We start from the raw sequence: 18422 nt of genomic DNA, 5'->3' as shown, positions 1-18422 counted from the left end.
ATGATATGGTATAAATCGGTAAACTCAGGCTGGCTTGTATCCGGTCAGATTTGAATTAATAACGGGGTAAGTCATGACAGTTGCCGTACTGGTAGCTTCCAATAATCAGGTTAGCGAAACCTTTGTGCGCCGCCATATCGATATGTTGGGTGAAAATTGTATTGTTATCCACGGTGGCAGTACGCCGTTCAGGATGGATGGGTTTGAGCCCTCTATTACTCATAAGCTGGCTTACCGGGCTAAAAAAGTCCTGGGTATAGCGAATGACTACTACGACTATACGCTGGCTCATTTATTGAAATCGCAGAACGTCACTTGCTGCTTTGCCGAGTTTGGGCCGATTGGCGTGGGCGCCATGAATGCCTGTGAAAAGCTGGGCATCGACCTGATTGTTCACTTCCATGGTTATGATGCATTTAAATACGATGTCATTGACCACTACAAAGACAAATATGCCCGCTTGTTTACGTTCGCCAAGTCAGTTATTTCAGTCAGTACTTCAATGACAGAGCAGTTAGTCTCGCTAGGGTGTAACCCGGACAAAATTAAGTACCTGCCGTGCCTGCCTTACAACGGTTTTAGCAATCATCAGTATCAGAATAGCGGGCAGCATCTACTTACCGTAGGACGATTTGTAGAGAAGAAGGCCCCGTGGCTGACATTGCTTGCGTTTCAGAAAGTACTTCAGCAATGCCCTGACGCGTCTTTGACCATGGTAGGTGATGGTCCGCTGTTACCCGTTTGTAAGAGCTTGTGTGACGATTTAGCTATACCAAATGTTCGTTTTCTCGGTGCGAAATCTCACGATGACGTAGCTACCTTAATGCAAGAAGCCACGATATATGTTCAGCATTCGGTTGTCAGTAGCGATGGAGACCGGGAGGGGACACCCGTGTCTGTATCAGAAGCAATGCTGGGCGGGCTACCTGTCGTTAGCACGCGACATCAGGGGATAGCCGATCTCATTCAGGATGGTGAGACCGGTTTTGTAGTAGATGAGCACGATACTTCAGCAATGGCAGCTAAAATCGTAACCTTATTGAACGACGAGGCGCTTAGGCTAACCCTGTCTGTCGCCGCTAAGCAGTCGATTGAGGCATTAAAACAAATGATTGGCGAGGAAGCGTATTTTGCTTCTCTTCGCCAACAGCATGCGTAGTGTGATAGGTTCGTTTAAAGGCTGCAGAAAACGTCAGCAACCTTAATGAGCGCTTAGCCTCTGCTCAGGCCAAGCATGCGTTTAAGCTTGTTCTTGCGGTATTCAGCGCCTGCTTTCTTCTCGGCCTGACGTTGCTCTTCTTCAAACTGCGTGGTGAGATCTGCCCATAGGTCAGGTCCACCAAATTTTTTTACCCGGTCCGCATATTTATCGGCAAAGGGTTTCAGAAGCGCATCTGAGCCAGTGTAGATGCCACGAAACATACTCTTCGTAAAATGGATAAATACGACGTCGAATTCACCGTTAATTTTGACTTCACCGTCTACCAGCTCACGCTTGCAGTCCACTTGATTCCAGTTACCCACATTACAGCCCCGATGACGAAGTGATTCGACGCCTTCAAAGCGGGTTGGCAGGATATCCAGATACCGCTGGTCTGCGAAATATCCTTCTGCGCCATTGACTTCACACTTGAATAAACAGCACTTTGCCCAGTATTCCATCGCTGGGATACCGGCTTTAGACGCTGCGACGAATCCCGCATTGTACATGCCATCTACAAAGTTTAGCTGAAAGTCATGAGGATCTATGGTCGGATCGGAACACCGCATGTGTGGAGTGAGTAACACACTGGCGGTATCGAGTTTATCAAACAGGAACTGGTAATCACTGAAGAAGTTCAGATCGCAGTCGGCGCAAATTACCTTGTCGTACGTATTTAATAAGTAGCGTGTTAACACCGATTTCATTGCCCAGCGAAATAAGTTCTGGTCTTGTTGCGCGTATTTATCGCAAATCGCTTTTCCCATGCCATCCTCACACAGCACCTGGTAACTCGTCACGAATAAATTGTCTTTATGGTATCGCTTTAAGTCTTCGTCGCTAACCGGATCGGAGATCATGACATGTAAATGAATGTCGGGGTTAAACTGTTTCAGCGAGTCGTGCAGTGACAGTACATAAGGCATAAAGCTGTACGAACTAATAGTACAAAACGTTTGATTCATCGCGGTTCCTTAACGCTTTATTATTTGTTTGATGAGTGCTTTGTAAAAGCGTAGGCGCTGAGCCGGGCGTAAATTCGGTGTGAGGTATTCCAGCCAGGTGAGGTGTTGTTTATTGGCCATCCATTCCTCAATCATCCAGTCGTGCTGAAGTGGCGCGTTCGCCCCGGGCATTTGCCGGGCAAGAGCAGCTTCAACGACGGCATTGTATTCGGCAAATCTCGCTGCCAGGCGCGCACTGTCGCGTTTTAAACTGGTTGCGGTGTCATACCGTCTGAAGTAGTTAAATGTCTCCGGGCTGTAAGCCACATTGCCATGAGAGGCCAGCAATATCCAAAACAGCCAGTCTCCACAATAGCGGTAGTTCATAATGTCGCTTATATACTTTAAACCCAACGACCGTTTAAACAATACGGCAGACGCATTAGGAATAGTGTTTCTATGGATCAGGAACCGGGCAATCTCGCTGTTGCCAGCATTAACAAATGGGGCAGTCCAGCGAGCGGGTTGAATGACTTCGCCCCAGGCATTGAAGCCCTGATTATTTCCGTGCTCGTCAATGCGATAAGAGCGGGCAAATGCGATTGCCACGTCGGCTTCATTGTCGGCAAAGTGAGTCAATTTGGATAAAAAGTCGGGGGCTGCCACATCATCACTTTCAGCCAGCCAGATATATTCGCCCTGGGCTAGCTCAAGTCCTTTTTGCCATTGAACAAAAGGGCTACCGGAGTTGACGTCATTTACAATTAAATGGCTGACTTTGGGATGGGGTGCGTAAGAGGCCAGTACCTCTGCGCTGTTGTCGGTACTCTTATCGTCCAGAAGAATCAGTTCGTAATCCTGATAATCCTGCTGAAGGATACTGTCGATGCGTTCAGTTAAAAAACGGGCGTGGTTGTAATTGGGTACAATGACTGAAACAAACGGCATTACGTTTAGGGTCCCTTGCGCTAACTGCAAATGCCATAATACACAATTTGGTTTAAGAATAAACAGGCGCTAGCTGTCTTGCAGCAATGAGGCTAACAATGCTCGGTTGTGTTTGACCCGTTGATGTAACCGTTGAAAACACAAATTGGCTTGTTGATGCGCTTCATCTTCATCGCGTAACAGCGTTAGACACCGGTGGGTGAATGCGGGACTGATTAAATCCTGCACGTTTTCCTCAGGTAACAGAAACTCTACACCTGCTGCTCCACAAGGCGTTGATACGACCGGGATACCGAAGCCGACGGCTTCAATAGTTTTAATTTTTAATCCGCTACCTGTCTCGCAGGGATTGATAATCAGGCGGCATTGTTGGTAGAACGTTTTCAGATCGTCAACCCAGCCCACTAATTCAACGTTGTCAGCATCTGTGGTGATGTTCTTCGTTACGGAACCGGCCACCTTAAGGACGGCGTGAGGGCATTGTGCCAGGAGCGATGGCCAAACCTGTGCAATAAAACGCTGTAAACCTTCAGTATTGTGCTGGTTGCCCGATGCCAGGAAACCTATGACCGGGTTTTTACTCGGGGTGGCTTCAGGCTGATCGGGCGCAACCAGAATATCCAGTGTAACTACCTCGGCCGGTGTTGTTGCTAACAGCCTTTTGAAATATTGGCCTTCCTGTTCCTGAATGGCGAGCACGATATCTGACTGAGACAGTAAATAACGCTCCTGCCAAGGTAATAAGCTCAGCCAATACCCTTCGCTTCCCGCTTGCCGGATACCGCGATTGCGGTAACTGAACTTGTCCTGCGCGTCGACCAGCACTTTACAGCGGTTGTTCAGGTGCTTGAGCAGTGGTGACATAAACCCGTAAACAAGCAGAATTAAGTCCGGTTCAATATCGTTAACCAGTTGGTTAAATGTTTGGCAGCTTTGCCGGGAGACATAGCCATCAGACAACATAAAATCAAACAGCCAACCCGTCTTGTGAATGCGATGGTAGTAACGGCGTTTAAAATTAATGAGCGCGTTTTGCAGCGGACGGGGATGATTGTCCAAGTGATGGAATCGATCGCCAAATATCTGTTTCATGGCTGGCTCATTCAGTTGAGTTGACATCGCCTGAATGGGGCACAACACAAAATGTACCTCGTAACCCAAGTTTTCCAGACAGGCATGCAACTGTCTGACTCGCTCGGCATTCCCCGCAGCAGAGGGATAACAAGCGACCGGGCTGGCAATAATACATTTCATCTTTGTTACCGTTGGTAGAGTTCAGCCGTTAAACGGGCCACATCCGGCCAATTCATCTTGTGAGCAACAGCTTTATTGGCTTCGCCCATTTTAGCAACATCACTGGCCGATAAGCCTGCCAGTTGTTTCACCATGTCATCTTCGTCTCTATAAAACAGTGCGCCTTCATCCGGCACGCAATCAAACACTTTTGATAGCTCTGGTAATAACAGCGCTTTACCTTCTGTCATGGCCAGTAGGACTGACCCTGACGTCAGGGTATCCGAAAAGGGCACTGCAACCATATCTGCTGCACCCAGCCAGTCTGCCAGTGCCTCGTCAGTCAGAAACCCCAGGGTCAGATGAACGTTATCAGCCTTGTCACACACCGTTTGTAATGACGCGGCATAGTCTTCATTGTCCGCTTTGCCCATAATTAACAAATGAATATGGTCAGGCACCTTGCCAGATGCAAACAGTGCAGCAAGCTTGTCGATGCCTTTGTAGGGGCGCAGCATGCCAAAGCTCAGTATGACCGTATGCTCTGGCGGAATGTTTTTAGTTTTAAGCAAAGTGTGCCGATCTGAGGCGGGACGAGGGTAAATACCTTCGTAGTTTCCGTGAAAAATGACCTTGGCCTTGTCTTTTAGAGCTGGCATTCCATACGCTTCGGCCAGCCTGTCAGCCGCCGATTGACTGTGTACAATGATATTGGATACAGACTTTACCAGCAAGCGGCGAACAAACAGCTCAACGGTTGGGTCGAAGTTTTCGTGGGAAAATTTATTGTGTACGGTCCAGACGATTTTTTTCCCGCGTAGTCGTAACCACAAACAATCCAACGCCAACAACAAGCCGCGTAGTTTTGCTTTGTATGGCGATGAAGTCCAACTCAATACAAACAAAATGGGCGAGAGCCAATGCAGGTGTATAATTGTTGCGTCCGGATGCTGCTTACTCAACTCAGAGAAGGGAAAGTAGCCTAGCGGTAGTTTATCGAATGAGACTTGCACGTCCTGATCCGACAAATGGTTAGCTAGCAGTGATTGGTACGGATTGCCTTCCCGAAAATCCGGTACCATTACAACGTGTTCTTTTCTCACTTTTGTCCTGTCAGCGTACGACAATATACGCGGGTAAACTTGTCCAGATAAGCTTGTAAACTAAACTCGGATACAACCCGTTGCCTTGCAGCATCGGCCAGAGCCTGCCTTAACGACTCGTTGTCCAGCAATCGTTTAACGCCGTCGCTGAGTGCTTGGGGATTGTGTGGAGGAACGAGGATGCCACACTGTTCATCTACAATCGCTTCGGGTATACCATTAACATTAGTCGATACAATCGCCTTTTGCATGGCCATTGCTTCTAAAATCGATACCGGGAATGCTTCCTGGTGAGAGGCACACACTAAAACATCGAGTTTTCCCAACAACGCAAGAACATTGTCTACCTGACCATGAAAAGTCACTTTGTCGCGAATACCCAACGATGACGCATAGTCTTCAAGTAAAGACTGCCGGGGAGCTTGCAGAATATCTCCGCCAATGATGTCGTAATGTACGTTGAATTGCTGGTCAGACAGCAATTTCGCCATGTCCAGGAAGTCGATATGACCTTTGCGTTCCTGCAGGTTTGCCACTATGCCTACATGGGGCACGGCATTGCTACTCAGGTTGGGAGAAAAGCGTTCAATATCCACACCATTGTGAATGACATCATGACTGGCCTGGGGGCAGGCGTTGGCAAGGGGCGTTTGAGTAGCATGCATTAACTCTTCACTACAGTACACAAAGCCTGCGGGTTTAGGCATACGCTTGAATACCCAGTTAACGTAGCCCGCTTCTACCGGGAAGTGCATATGGCACAACACGGGAATGCCTGCAATTTTAGCTGCCGGCAATACGGCACGAGTACATACCAGGTCTGCGCACTGTAACAGGGATATGTTTGCCTGTTTAAACTGCTTTGCTAACTTAAAGGCGTGCCGGATAGTACCAAGCGGTGAGCTAAATTCGGGTTGAGGCAGGTCCGTTACTAAAACAGGACACCCCTTTTTAGCAACATGAACCGAAAAGGGTCCGGCCTCAGGCACCACCAACAATGGCGCCAATTCTGCATGTTCAGCCAGTCCGTCTATAAGTGCTTCTGACATCCTTTCTGCCCCGCCTATTTCGGCGACGCTGTGCACAAAGGCAATAGTATTTTTCACAATGGAATCAGCTTATTGCGAGTAGAATACCTAAATAATACGTGGTAACTGAACCGATTGCCAGTCAAAATCACACCCCAAAACTATTGCCATGATTTAATATAACCGTTTGTTTTATAATGCTTAATTTTGATTTGTGTTTACAGGGATTTGATCCGATAACAGCAGCGCACCTTCCAGTGTAACATGTCCGTAGTCCCAGGCTGCCGGTACCCATTGCCGCTCTTCTGTTGCCGAAGGCAGGATGACTTGGCATTGCTCTTGAGACGCACAAAATGATGCCAGCGCTGAAACAAAGGTTACGTTATCGAACTGTTTGGACGCGGCCATCAGTTTGGTGTCGATCGCTTCGATTTCGGCAAAAAGGGTTGGTTCAACCTTTACCGGTGCAGAGTCAGCGTCCAGCAAGAGTCGTTTAGTCAGCAAAAAACTCGGCAAATCTGGGAGGTAGTGAGGTACGCCTCCAACAACAATAATTCTGGCGTTCACAGTCTGTAGCGCAGCAAGTGTTTCACTGAGCGCGTCAATTTTGTCCGGGTGACTAATCCAGTTTCCATGTAGCACGATAGTGTTGTAATTTGCTTGCTGGATATGCTCAATCACAAAGTCGTTTGTTGTCTGGCAGTGTTTTCGATGGGGAAAATGCGTATCAATAAGTGGCAGGCAGGCACTGCTGGTGGTTTCATTTAACTTTTCTCCGAGCTTATAGCGCAGCCCTTTTGCCAGCGCGTTGGCATGTGAATCTCCCCATAACAACACTGAACCCGAGTCAAAACAGGACTCTGACAGCGCTTTATGGGTTTCATTCTCGCCCAGGAAACAATGCGCATTGTCCTGTGGCTGGCCCGCAGGTGCGTTGTATTGAAGATATGACAGCAGCGCTTGCTGTTCCTGGGTATACCGCGAGGGAAGGCCATCTTGTCCGGCATACAATCCAAAGCCAATAATGGCTGCAAAGCTTACTGCGCAAAAACTGTAAACCTGTTTTCGCGTGGTGACATTTCGATGTCGAAACGGCTTTTCGATATAGCGCCAGGATACAAAGGCCAATGCAAAAGCGGCGAGTAAAATCGCAATGCGCACGCTGGCATCGGATTTGGCTGACATATAACGATTAAAGACCAATAATGGTTGGTGCCACAGGTACAGGCTGTAGCTAATGAGCCCGGTAAAGACCATCGGGCGTAGGGTCAGAAGTTTATGTGCCAGACTGTCCGGAGCCGGGATCACTATCAGCACGAGAGTCGCCAGTACGGGTATCAGCGTCAGCATGGACGGATGTGGAATGCTTTCATCAAACCAGATCAAACAAATAAACAACACAATCAAGGCGCCGTTTTTGAATGCGTTAGCCGTCGATAACCGTTCGAGAATTTGCACATTATTGAATATGAGTATGCTAGCCAGGCTGCCGAACATGAGCTCCCAGGCCCGGGTGGGCAGCAGGTAAAAATTGGCATCAGGTGCATTCACTGCAGCCCAACTCGCTAAGCCCAGACTAATAACCAGAATGGTGAGTACAGTGAGGGTCAGCAGTTTGGGAACCCAGCGCAGCACTATCAGTAACACTAACGGAAAGAAAAAGTAATACTGCTCTTCAACAGCCAGGCTCCAGGTGTGTAACATAGGCTTTAAGTCGGCAACCCGGTCAAAGTAGCCGCTGTCCAGCCAGAAGAAAATATTGCTCGAAAATAATGACATGGCAACCAGACTGTTGCCATAACCTTTGAGGTCAACGGTGATCATTAACTGATAGGCAAGCACGGATGTGGCGGCGGTCATAAAAATCAGTGCAGGTAACAAGCGGCGAACCCGACGCTCGTAAAAATTCGCGAACGAGAACGTCTTTTGCGATATTTCTTCTACCAGAATGGACGTGATCAGAAAGCCACTGATCACGAAAAACACGTCAACGCCAAGAAAACCGCCATGGAAAAAGCCCAACTTGGCGTGAAAAATGAGTACCGGAAGCACCGCTACCGCTCGTAAACCGTCAATATCCTTTCTGTACTTCATCGCTCAATAATGCCTTAGTTACGTCGGGCGGGTAGTAGTGTGTTCATGTGTTTTATAACGCCAACATTACATGAAGTAATTGACGGATAACAAGTGTTTGACGCGGCTAAAAGCGCCTTTGGTGACAAAAAGTGGATTTGTCGCGGCGCTTGTTTCACAAAAAGCCTTCACGTATTGTAGGGCCCAAGAAGCCTGTGCCAGCATCAAAGGAACGCAAGTGAGCACCAGTATCCAGCCAGTAATCAGCGTCGTCATTCCGGCATATAACCGGGAAGATGTCATTGAACGTGCCATTCAAAGTTTGTTGGCCCAGCAATGCGACGTGCCCTTCGAGGTGGTAGTTGTGAATGACGGCTCGACAGACCACACTGCTGAGGTTGTGCGTGATATCACGGACCCGAAATTGCGTCTGGTAAACCAGGAAAACCAGGGAGCCAGCGCAGCTCGCATCCATGGGGTGACGGTTTCTCGCGGAGACTATATTGCGTTTTTAGACTCCGATGATGTCGCTGAACCCCATTATTTGCAGTGCTTATATGAAGCGCTGGTGGCCCATCCCGAATGCGTAATGGCCTATGCAAAAGTCGGTGAGATGGATGGCAGTTGGCATCAGGAACAGGCTTTGCCGGATACCGATCCCGACGGAGTGCTGGCTGACCCGCTAACAGCCTTACTGCAAAATGGGTGTTTCACTATCTCAATGAACCTGATGGCAACGAAAGCCGCCGCTAAAAAAGCAATGCAGGGACGACAACACGTACTTGCGTCCAACGACTTTGATTTTTGCCTTCGCGTTGCGCTGCAGGGTCCTTACGTCTATGTGGACCGTATTACTATTTGCATTGACCGACGGGACGACGGTATTGGTAAACGCTTTGGTTATCGCCAGGTTTCGTTTGCGGTGTTGGTGGCCAGTGAAGCGGTCAAGCTGAGTTTGCGCAAAGATGAAGCTGTAAAGCGTGCGCTCACCTCCAGAATCAGACTGCTGTGGCCTACCGCATTTGGCCAGTGCCTGGCCCATAAACAATGGGGCTTCGCCTGGAAAGTGCTGATGCAGGGACTGAAATGGGGAGAGCTGTCCGACGCAAAACAGGTCTACTGGGCTGTCGACCACTACGTCATTAAAAAGCAACCTTGATGACTGGCCTCGAGCGCGCCTATAAATAGCCTGGGTCGAAGAGTAACTCATTTGCCAAGATGCGCGCCGATTCCGGTGTTAAATGGCCATAGTCGAAGCTGTACAACTCACCGTTCAGTTTCACCCTGCAACGATATGCATCTTCGCTCTTGTCGCATAAATGACTGAACAAAGAAATATATCTCACATCATAATCAGCCAGAATGGAGGCCAGTTTTGCATCCGTTGCGGGAATCGCGTAGTCCAGTTTGTACGATGTTAAGGTCTCGCCTTCACCTTGTTTTACGTAATTCAGCGGCACGGTGGGGTAATATTGTGGTGTCGGGCCTATCACAATAATTTGCTCGGTGCCGTTGGCTTTGAGGAAGGCAATAATGTTATCCCAGTCCATCATTTCGTGTTGATCTTTCATACCGATGATTACGGTGTCAGGGCGCTGCTTACTGACAAATGTTCTGGCCGTTTCATTAGCCTGATCACAGGCGCGTCGAAATACTGAAGAATCACCGACTTTCATGTCAAAAGAGGGACGACAGCCGGAAGAAAAGATACGGCTGACTGACTGTTGTTGTGGTAAACCCGGTAATACGCCCCGCGAAAATGACTCTGCATGAGAGTCGCCCCAAAACAGCAGACCATGCTGTTGCTCCCAGTCGATACAAGGAGCCGGGTAGGCAAAGTTACCGTGACGATCTTTATTGCTGCTTAACCGGCAAGTGAGGGTATTGTTTTCATCTGCCATTTTTTGCCGGATGGCTTCGTAGTGGTAAAGCGCAGTATTGCTTGGAGAGTGGGAGAGGGTGCGCAGTGAGGTTTCACCCAGCCCGAAACTGTTTGCTGTCGCCGCAAAGGTTGATGCAGCTGCAAATATAACAACGTGTAAAACCGGTACGCGGCGTGACTCGATAGCCCAAAACGACAACGCGCCTAACACAACCGACAGTGCAATACCGCCGAGAATAATTGGCACATCGACAGCGAAACTTTGGTTATTCATCCAGACCACGACCGGCCAGTGCCACAGATAAATAGAATAGGACCAGCGCCCGGTGTATTTGAATACCGCAGTATTGTAAACAGGTAGTGATTTACTGGCATCGGCAATTAAAAACAAATAGGCGCCAAGGATTGGCAGGGCACTCGGCCAGGCTGGCCAGTTCATCTCTGGCGATACCCACGCGGCAGATATCAGCATAATGGCCAGCCCCAACAAAGACACGGCTCTCTGCGATGAAGTGTTAAACGTGACGGGATACAAAAAGGCAATGCCACCTACCATCATTTGCCAGGCTCGGGTAGGCAGTGAAAAATACGCCGGGTCAGGCCAGATATTGCTGGCATAGACTGAGGCAGCAAAACTGGCAATTGCACCAAGGATAATGAGTAGTTTTGTCCAGCGAAGGCCTATGACCTTGGTTAGCAGTAACAAAATGATGGGATAGACCATATAGAACTGCCATTCCACAGACAGTGACCAGGTATGCAGAAGCCAGTTTTGATGGGCGCTGGCTGAGAAGTAGCCCGCTTCCTGCCAGTACACCACATTGGAATAGAACAACAGCGACGAAAAGGCGTGTTTCAACAGTTTGATGAATTCAACGTCAAATAAATAGAACCACGCGTAAACTAAGACGCTGAGTACCATAACAGAAAGCGCAGGAATTATGCGCTTAGCACGAGCCAGATAAAAACTCAGCAGTGAGAAGCGCTGTTTTTGAATCTGACTGACTATAATACCGGTCATCAGGTAGCCGGAAATCGCGAAAAAGATGTCAACACCGACAAATCCGCCAGGTAACGCGACATTCGAAAAGTGAAATACGACGACCAGCACAACCGCAATGGCGCGTAAGAAGTTAATGTCGCTTCTGAATCCCATAGACTGCATGTCTCACTACTCTTTTAGGCTGGCGTGTGGTGTAACCGACGGATAACGGATTTGTTTATGCAGCATACTAGGCAAATTAATCTGGTTTTGGAAGGGTAGCTCGTGTTTCTCTCCGTTGCGGTGCGCTCCACGCGTTAATTTACTGTTGCAGTGTGACCTTTTTACTGTAACCTATGATTTATCTTATTCAGGTGTATCGACATTTCCACACAGCAGAACAGTTTGTATGCAGGCAATCAAACAAAAATACTGGCAGTTAGAGTCTTGGCTTGCAGAAAAAAAAGTTCGATTTCAGCCCTTGCGCCCTGCATCTGAGAAACACAGTCTGTCGCAACCCTTAACGGTGAATCTCACCTCGTATCCGCCCAGATTTGACACCCTGCTGCTCACCCTGAAAACATTGATTAATCAGTCTGTGCGGCCTGATGCTTTGGTGTTATGGCTAGCCGAAAACGACATGGCGCTGCTGCCTGAAGAGATTATATCACTTCAAGAACGCGTCACATTTTTTCATATCCGCACCTGCTCTGATACGCGTTCATATAAAAAGTTGATACCAGCGCTAAATGCTTATCCGCAACATGTGATGGTAACCGCGGATGACGATGTGAATTACACCCGGGAGTGGTTGGCCGGGCTGGTAGCGGACTATCAAAAGAAGCCGGGTATAATTGCTTACCGGGCGCACCAGCCCGCTATTATTGACGGGCGTATTGGTCCCTATTCGTCATGGGAAATGAATACTCAGCAACGACAAGGTGTTATTTTTCCGACCGGTATAGGCGGCGTACTCTACCCGCCTGAGTGCTTTCTTCCTGAAGTGACAGAAGCATCACTTTTCATGGCGTTGGCACCCACCGCCGATGATGTATGGTTCTTCTTTTGCGCCAAATTAAACGGGTTTGATGCCAGACTGGCAAGCCAGCCTTTCAATATTGTTAACTGGCGCTCCACACATGATTCCGGACTAGCGCAGGACAACGTACAAAGCGGTCAGAATGACGTTTGTATTGATAATGTGGTGGCACATTTTGGGGCAGATCGCGTTATGTCGCGACTTGTGCTGGGGCAGTAACAGTGAAGTTGTATTTGCACATAGGTAGTCATAAAGCCGGCTCTACCTCCATTCAGGCATTCTTAGAGGACAATCAGGCTGCATTGACCGAACGTGGTTATTATGTCGACGACGATTTGACCTTCAGGGACCACTGGCAGCTGGCTGCCTGGGCCGGTTATCCGGACAATGCCGATTACTTTATTAATACGCTTCAGGCGTTTCATGACAATGCGCTGAAACAGTTTATTGACCAGTTTGAAGTCACGTTGCTGCAAAAACTGGAAGACGCCAAGAAAGACGGTCGATTCCACAGTATGGTTATTTCGTCGGAATCCCTGTACTCCCAGTGTTTAAACGAACGTGCAATAGCGCGATTAGCAGCAACATTAACTCCGCATTTTTCATCCGTGTCCGTGCTGTTTTATTTTCGTGACCAGGTTGCTATGGCCAAAAGTGTATATGCTCAGTTAATTCATGGTCCGGCGATGGGTAAACAATCCTATCCGGATTTTGTTAACACAGTGCAGACCGAATCTGAATTTGATTATGCACACCAGTTGGATACCTGGGCTGCGTATTTTGGTGACGACAACATTCATATCGCTGAGATTGGACGTAAACCCGGTGCATTAAAGGGCGAGGGGCTTATTCACCATTTCGTCAGTAGCCTGGCTTTATCGTTCTCGCCGGATGAGTTCTCGATTAGGGGCAAAGCGTCAAATCGCTCCTCGGACTATAACAATATCCGCTTAATCAGGCGGTTAAACCAGTGTTGCAGCAATAAATTTATTAACCTGAGTTACAACAGTTTTTGGGTGCGCGGCTGGCGGTGGCTAATTAAACGGTTACCGGTAAAAGGGCGCTACCCCGAGTACTACGACGAGCAAATAGCTGCGCGTTTCAGGGCCGGCAATGCCAGGATGAAGGCGAAATTTGATTCAGGTGGACAGTCGCAGTAAACAAACTGGCGCTGTATGTAGCACACTACTGGTCAGAGCGCGTGAGATTGTGCAAAATATAACGCATAGCACACAGGTAGTGAAACAGAGAAAGGGATGGCAAGCGTGCAGAATAAAACAGGAATCAATGTGGTGACACTGAATGGTTAAGTTAGCCCTCTATTTATCGCTGATTGCCAGCTTCGTCATGCTGTTTAAGGCTCCCTGGATTGCCGCGTTGGTCTATTCCATTGTGTCCGTTATGCAACCGCAGTATATCTGGTTCTGGGCTTTCGAAGATTTCTCGGTGTTTAAATTTTCTGCCGTTATCACGATCCTCGCCTGGATATGGCATGCATTCCAGGGCAATATTCGTTGGGAAGTCTATAAATCCGGGCAATTCAAAGGCGTGTTGGGCCTTGCCATCATTTTTCATCTGTCAAATGCATTAACCCCGTTTGAGAGTTACTTTTCACTCGTGAGCGGCGACCTGGTAGTCAGTAACTTTACGACTATTGCCATTATGTATTTTTTTGTGTTGCCACTGATAAACCAGGAAACAACCATTAAGTTTTTTGGTTTTATGTACATTTTCGTTACCGTGTATTACGCCTATTGGGCGAATGATCACTATCTCAGTGCCAACTGGGCGCAGTTTAATCAGGGGCGTCTGATGGGGCCTGCACTCAGTCCTTATACCGACGGAAATGTCACATCCATAGTGTTGACCAGTGGCCTTGGCTTTGTCATGTTTGGCGCGCGTTATTTCCCAAATAAGTGGTTAAAGTACGGCTTGCTCCTGACCATCCCGTTTATATGGCACGCCCTGATTTTGTTTGCATCACGAGGGGCCTTGCTCAGCGCAGCTGCGGTTACCCTGTTTTTTGCGATGCAGGTGAAATCAAAAAGCCTGAATATTCTGATGGGGGTTGGGTTTGTAGCAATGCTGGTATATCAGGGGGGAATGCTGACTCAGCGAACCTCGAATACGGTTGAACAAGCGCAAACCGAATCAGGTGACAAGCCGTTGAACCCGCGTTTGGTATCCTGGTCAGTAGGTATTGATATTGTTCAGGAATATCCATTGCTTGGCGCTGGCCCACAACGGTTCCAGTATGCATCGCGTTTGTTGTTTCCAGGCAAGTCGCCGCACGTTGCCCACAATACGTTTTTGAACTTTGCTGCCAACACCGGCATCTTCGCAGGGTTAATTTATTTATCGTTTTTCTGGGTGTCATGGAAACAGTTTAAATTTGTCCGCAAAAGGGTGGTGACAAACTCGACGTTTGATTACATCAATATGTCCTGTATGGCTGGATTAGTTGGCTATTTCACCGGTGCATTGTTTTTGGACCTGATTATATTCGAGCCGTTTTACTTCTTATTATTGTTGATCACGGCAAACTATTACCTGGCAAAACGTTCAACAGGTGAAGATATTATAAAAGAGCAACCGGTGCCGCCGAAACGCATGCCCGGTCAGGTTCACAGAGCGGGGAAAGCAGTCGCGTGACAAGCATAAACTACAATATTGTTATGTTTGCATATAACGAGCAAGACAATATCGAAGCATCAATCACCAGTATTTTTAACAACGTTAATGCGCAACTTAACTGCTTTTATCTGATCGCAAATGGCTGCTCGGATGATACGGTAGCCATTGCCAACAGGGTTAAGGAAAAACTCGGCTTTAGCCGACTTAATGTGGTTGAGATTGAGCTGGGTGATAAGTGCAACGCATGGAATACTTATTTACATGAACTGGCTGATGACGTTGATGTGCACTTTTTTACCGACGCCGATGTACAATTCTCTTCACATTGTTTTGAACAAATGGCTGAGAAGCTGGTAAATACTGGCGACAGTACGGTTGTCATCGCAGGGATGCCCCTGACTGGCAGGAATATCGATTTCTACCGAAGCCTGGTCATTGAGCGCGCTTGCTTCTTTGGTAACTTATACGGCATGAAGCACGCTTTTGTAGAGCGGATAAGGGAAACCCCATTTCGTCTTCCCGTAGGTCTTAACTGGATTGACTCTTTTCTGACCAAGGCCGCGAATACGGACCTGAAGTTTACCGATTTCAATTTGCCTGACCGCACCACTTGGATCGAGGGTGTGGGATATGACTTTGAAAAGTTGTCGGTATTTAAGCGCAGTGATATCAAGCTGTATATAAACCGTATTGCGCGATATGAGCTGGGTAAAATTCAGGAAGTGTTTTTGGACGCCTTACCCTGTGAGCAGTGGCCGGCTGATATGATGGATATTAATCGTAAAATTGACGCTGATTTTGACAGCCTGACCTCGCACTTGGGGTTCATTAAAAAATCCCTTGTTCGCAAACGGTTGACTAAGATTCTGTCGAAGGCGTCTTAATCACTCCGCTTATTGCTATTTAGAGATAACCCATTTGCCGGGATTGCCGGTTAACGAGTATAAAAGGACCCTTCATGCTTACAGCACGCTCGGGCATCATTGCTATAATGTTGTCTGTGTTGACGCAACTTTCCCGTCGGCTGATTGGTATCGTCAGTCTGGTGATTCTGGCGCGTATACTAAAGCCAGAAGACTATGGTCTGGTTGCCATTGCATTGATCTTTCTGAATTTTATAGTGGTGATTTCCAACACCGGTGGTGTGAGTTATTTACTTAGCAGGGAAACGTTAACGGAAGATCACGTAATGACCAACTGGTCGTTGAATCTCGTGTTAAAAGGAGGCCTGGCTCTGCTGTTGGCCTTGTCCAGCTACCCGATCTCGTTGTTTTACGATGATTCCCGGCTAATGCCCATTATTCTGGTGCTGAGTCTGCACCTGGCCATTGGCTTATTTAACAGCCCGGGCATGGCCTTTAAAATGAAAAACCAGGAGTTAGGGGCAATTACCAAATGGCAAATTACTTCGCGGATCATCACCACGGGGATTACCATTGGCATTGCCGTCATTTTTGAAACTTACTGGGCACTGGTAATTGGGCAGCTGTTAGCAACCATCAGTGAGTTTTTTGCCAGTTATGTGATCGCACCAATGCGCCCCCGGTTTACCCTGAAAAACTTTCGACCCCAGTGGGAGTTTTCTAAATGGGTGTTACCACAGTCGATTATCAATTTTTTTCGCAGTCAAATCGATGCAATGTTTGTGAGTGTTTCGTTCGAGAAAGCGACGATAGGGGCATATACCTCAATGCGCTATTATGCCGATTTGCCAACGTCTACGTTCATCACCCCCCTGGGCGGCCCACTACTAACGCAATTTTCGCAGTTTAAAAACAATCAGTCTTATTTCCAGCAGCAACTGCAGGTAGTGCTGTTTTATATGTCTGTTATTACTGCGCCGGTTATATATCTGATGTACGTGCACGCTTTCTTTGTCGTCGACCTGATTTTGGGCGACAAATGGGTACAGTATGCCGAGCTGTTGGGGATCTTTGCTTTTTTTATCATTGTTGCGACCCTGAACAACATACTCAGTCAGATAGTGATGTTGCGTGACCGCACGAAACTGCTGCTGGGTTATTCTATATACTCCACACTGGTGCAGTGCATCATGTTTGTCTCAATTGACTTTGCCAGTGTGTACGAGTTAGCCGAGTATAAAATTGGATTAGATCTCATTTCAGTCTGTTTATTCTTTATTGTGGTGATAGGGGCTTTTGTGGGTAAGCAAGCCTTTGTTCCGCTATTGGCGCCTGTACTTCCGGCTATACTGTTTATTTACTGTAGTGGTTGGGTGGCGTTTCAGGTAGTGCCGGAAGTGACCTCCTTCTGGCAGTTAGTGTTGCATTGTTCCATTACGGTTGGTTTATTTGGCTTGTTGCAGCTTGCGGTTATTTTGGTGTTAAAGCAGGTACATTGTTACCGCTACACGTTGAAGCTCATCCAGCCAGTTGTGAGAAAATGCACGGCTCGGTTTTCATCATGATAGACCTGCGCCTGAATCCGGATGCTGTTATTCGGCAGCGTTTTGTGAATAATAGTCAGTGGACGCGTTATTAGCAGAGGAATAAAGCAAAACCAATGAAACGGGTAGCCCTGGTTGTAAACAGCTTTCTGGTCGCTTCTGTGATAGTCGGCTGTGTGTTGATGGCAATAAATTTGTATGGTCTGAATCGCGATATACGGCCTGAAGGATTAACGCCAGAGGTACTGCGTTTTGGTGAGCAAGACCTGACATTGAGCCCCATCGAATTAAATCAGGCTATTGTGCGCCGTACGGAAGAGTCAGACGAAGCCTATGCACGCCGTTTGACACTGGCATTGGCCAACGGTATTGCCCATGTCGAGTGGCTGATGTACGACCCGGATACGTTCCATCAGCGCGTGCCCGTGTGGGAAAATTTCATCTTGTATCTGATGGGCGTTGTGACCTCCATTCCCGAGTACGAGCGCTACCATTTTAGCGATCCTTATCGCAGCCTGGCGCGAGGGATAGGTATTTGTGGAGACGCCTCCATGACTTTATCAGGGCTGCTTGATGAACAAGGGATACCGAATACCATTATTACTGTGCCCGGACACGTTATGGTTGAAGCACAATTACCTGACAAAACCCTGCTACTCGACGCTGATTTCGGTGTCGTGCTAGAGCATGGCGTAGCTTATTATCAGCAACAGCCTGAAGCACTGGCGCTGGCTTATCAGGCTCAATTAGGGCGTGTTAATGATGGTGAGTTGATGATTGCCAATGAACTTAAAAATGTCGGCTATCAGGTGTGGAATGGGACATCCCATTTCATAACGAAAAAATACTATTTCGAAAAGTTCGCCTATGTGGCGAAGTGGTTATTTCCTGTACTCATGGTGCTAATTCCACTCTTGTGGATGCGACGCCGCACCCAACCAAAATAAT

General features: G+C 47.8%; 15 protein-coding genes. 8 read left to right on the top strand and 7 right to left on the bottom strand.

What is annotated here, in order from left to right:
* Positions 1 to 73 precede the first annotated feature (73 nt).
* Complete coding sequence (locus tag BUB81_RS05525) at positions 74 to 1159, top strand: glycosyltransferase (RefSeq protein WP_073319532.1); 1086 nt, start codon at positions 74 to 76, stop codon at positions 1157 to 1159.
* 53 nt (positions 1160 to 1212) lie between these two features.
* On the opposite strand, the gene BUB81_RS05520 is transcribed toward BUB81_RS05525, so the two are convergent.
* The 6 genes from BUB81_RS05520 to BUB81_RS05495 all read right to left on the bottom strand — a co-directional run bounded on the left by BUB81_RS05520 (position 1213) and on the right by BUB81_RS05495 (position 8551).
* Positions 1213 to 2166 carry a hypothetical protein gene (locus BUB81_RS05520; protein WP_073319528.1) on the bottom strand — a complete coding sequence of 318 codons (954 nt, stop codon included), beginning with the start codon at positions 2164 to 2166 and terminating at the stop codon, positions 1213 to 1215.
* 9 nt (positions 2167 to 2175) lie between these two features.
* Positions 2176 to 3093, bottom strand: coding sequence for a glycosyltransferase family 2 protein (locus BUB81_RS05515; RefSeq protein ID WP_073319525.1), 918 nt, complete (start codon positions 3091 to 3093; stop codon positions 2176 to 2178).
* A gap of 69 nt (positions 3094 to 3162) precedes the next feature.
* Complete coding sequence (locus tag BUB81_RS05510) at positions 3163 to 4347, bottom strand: glycosyltransferase (protein ID WP_073319522.1); 1185 nt, start codon at positions 4345 to 4347, stop codon at positions 3163 to 3165.
* A gap of 5 nt (positions 4348 to 4352) precedes the next feature.
* A complete protein-coding gene (locus BUB81_RS05505; RefSeq protein WP_073319519.1) occupies positions 4353 to 5429 on the bottom strand; it encodes a glycosyltransferase in 1077 nt (358 codons plus the stop codon).
* Positions 5426 to 6535 carry a glycosyltransferase gene (locus BUB81_RS05500; RefSeq protein ID WP_084526255.1) on the bottom strand — a complete coding sequence of 370 codons (1110 nt, stop codon included), beginning with the start codon at positions 6533 to 6535 and terminating at the stop codon, positions 5426 to 5428. The genes BUB81_RS05505 and BUB81_RS05500 overlap by 4 nt, the downstream gene beginning before the upstream one ends.
* A 123-nt stretch (positions 6536 to 6658) precedes the next feature.
* Positions 6659 to 8551 (bottom strand): acyltransferase family protein, encoded by a 1893-nt coding sequence (locus BUB81_RS05495; protein ID WP_073319516.1) that lies wholly within the window; start codon positions 8549 to 8551, stop codon positions 6659 to 6661.
* Positions 8552 to 8768: 217 nt separating this feature from the next.
* On the opposite strand from BUB81_RS05495, the gene BUB81_RS05490 reads away from it, so the two are divergent.
* Complete coding sequence (locus tag BUB81_RS05490; protein ID WP_073319513.1) at positions 8769 to 9689, top strand: glycosyltransferase family 2 protein; 921 nt, start codon at positions 8769 to 8771, stop codon at positions 9687 to 9689.
* 19 nt (positions 9690 to 9708) lie between these two features.
* Here the strand turns inward: BUB81_RS05490 and BUB81_RS05485 are convergent, their stop codons facing one another.
* Positions 9709 to 11577 (bottom strand): acyltransferase family protein, encoded by a 1869-nt coding sequence (locus tag BUB81_RS05485; protein ID WP_073319509.1) that lies wholly within the window; start codon positions 11575 to 11577, stop codon positions 9709 to 9711.
* Between the two features lie 226 nt (positions 11578 to 11803).
* Here BUB81_RS05485 and BUB81_RS05480 point away from each other — a divergent pair, with 226 nt between their 5' ends.
* From BUB81_RS05480 to BUB81_RS05455, 6 genes are all read left to right on the top strand, one after another.
* Positions 11804 to 12652, top strand: a complete 849-nt coding sequence (locus BUB81_RS05480) for a hypothetical protein (protein ID WP_073319506.1) — start codon at positions 11804 to 11806, stop codon at positions 12650 to 12652.
* A 2-nt stretch (positions 12653 to 12654) separates the two neighbouring features.
* Positions 12655 to 13593 (top strand): hypothetical protein, encoded by a 939-nt coding sequence (locus BUB81_RS05475; RefSeq protein ID WP_073319503.1) that lies wholly within the window; start codon positions 12655 to 12657, stop codon positions 13591 to 13593.
* A gap of 142 nt (positions 13594 to 13735) precedes the next feature.
* The gene (locus BUB81_RS05470) at positions 13736 to 15085 is read left to right on the top strand and encodes an O-antigen ligase family protein (protein WP_073319500.1); all 1350 of its coding nucleotides are present in this window, start codon (positions 13736 to 13738) and stop codon (positions 15083 to 15085) included.
* A complete protein-coding gene (locus BUB81_RS05465) occupies positions 15082 to 15951 on the top strand; it encodes a glycosyltransferase family A protein (RefSeq protein ID WP_084526251.1) in 870 nt (289 codons plus the stop codon). The genes BUB81_RS05470 and BUB81_RS05465 overlap by 4 nt, the downstream gene beginning before the upstream one ends.
* A 74-nt stretch (positions 15952 to 16025) precedes the next feature.
* Entirely contained in the window at positions 16026 to 17495 is a 1470-nt protein-coding gene (locus BUB81_RS05460; protein ID WP_073319498.1) for an oligosaccharide flippase family protein, read from the top strand.
* Between the two features lie 95 nt (positions 17496 to 17590).
* Positions 17591 to 18421 (top strand): protein transport protein sec23, encoded by an 831-nt coding sequence (locus tag BUB81_RS05455; protein WP_073319495.1) that lies wholly within the window; start codon positions 17591 to 17593, stop codon positions 18419 to 18421.
* Position 18422 lies beyond the last annotated feature (1 nt).

The sequence above is a fragment of the Marisediminitalea aggregata genome (genome assembly GCF_900129565.1).
Lineage (GTDB): Bacteria > Pseudomonadota > Gammaproteobacteria > Enterobacterales > Alteromonadaceae > Alteromonas > Alteromonas aggregata.
This window is presented reverse-complemented; position numbering and strand designations above follow the sequence as displayed.

Coding starts and splice junctions, on each gene's coding strand:
- BUB81_RS05480 (WP_073319506.1), top strand. CDS start 11,804: ATGCAGGCAATCAAACAAAAATACTGGCAGTTAGAGTCTTGGCTTGCA.
- BUB81_RS05455 (WP_073319495.1), top strand. CDS start 17,591: ATGAAACGGGTAGCCCTGGTTGTAAACAGCTTTCTGGTCGCTTCTGTG.
- BUB81_RS05485 (WP_073319509.1), bottom strand. CDS start 11,577: ATGCAGTCTATGGGATTCAGAAGCGACATTAACTTCTTACGCGCCATT.
- BUB81_RS05515 (WP_073319525.1), bottom strand. CDS start 3,093: ATGCCGTTTGTTTCAGTCATTGTACCCAATTACAACCACGCCCGTTTT.
- BUB81_RS05470 (WP_073319500.1), top strand. CDS start 13,736: ATGGTTAAGTTAGCCCTCTATTTATCGCTGATTGCCAGCTTCGTCATG.
- BUB81_RS05495 (WP_073319516.1), bottom strand. CDS start 8,551: ATGAAGTACAGAAAGGATATTGACGGTTTACGAGCGGTAGCGGTGCTT.
- BUB81_RS05460 (WP_073319498.1), top strand. CDS start 16,026: ATGCTTACAGCACGCTCGGGCATCATTGCTATAATGTTGTCTGTGTTG.
- BUB81_RS05510 (WP_073319522.1), bottom strand. CDS start 4,347: ATGAAATGTATTATTGCCAGCCCGGTCGCTTGTTATCCCTCTGCTGCG.
- BUB81_RS05520 (WP_073319528.1), bottom strand. CDS start 2,166: ATGAATCAAACGTTTTGTACTATTAGTTCGTACAGCTTTATGCCTTAT.
- BUB81_RS05525 (WP_073319532.1), top strand. CDS start 74: ATGACAGTTGCCGTACTGGTAGCTTCCAATAATCAGGTTAGCGAAACC.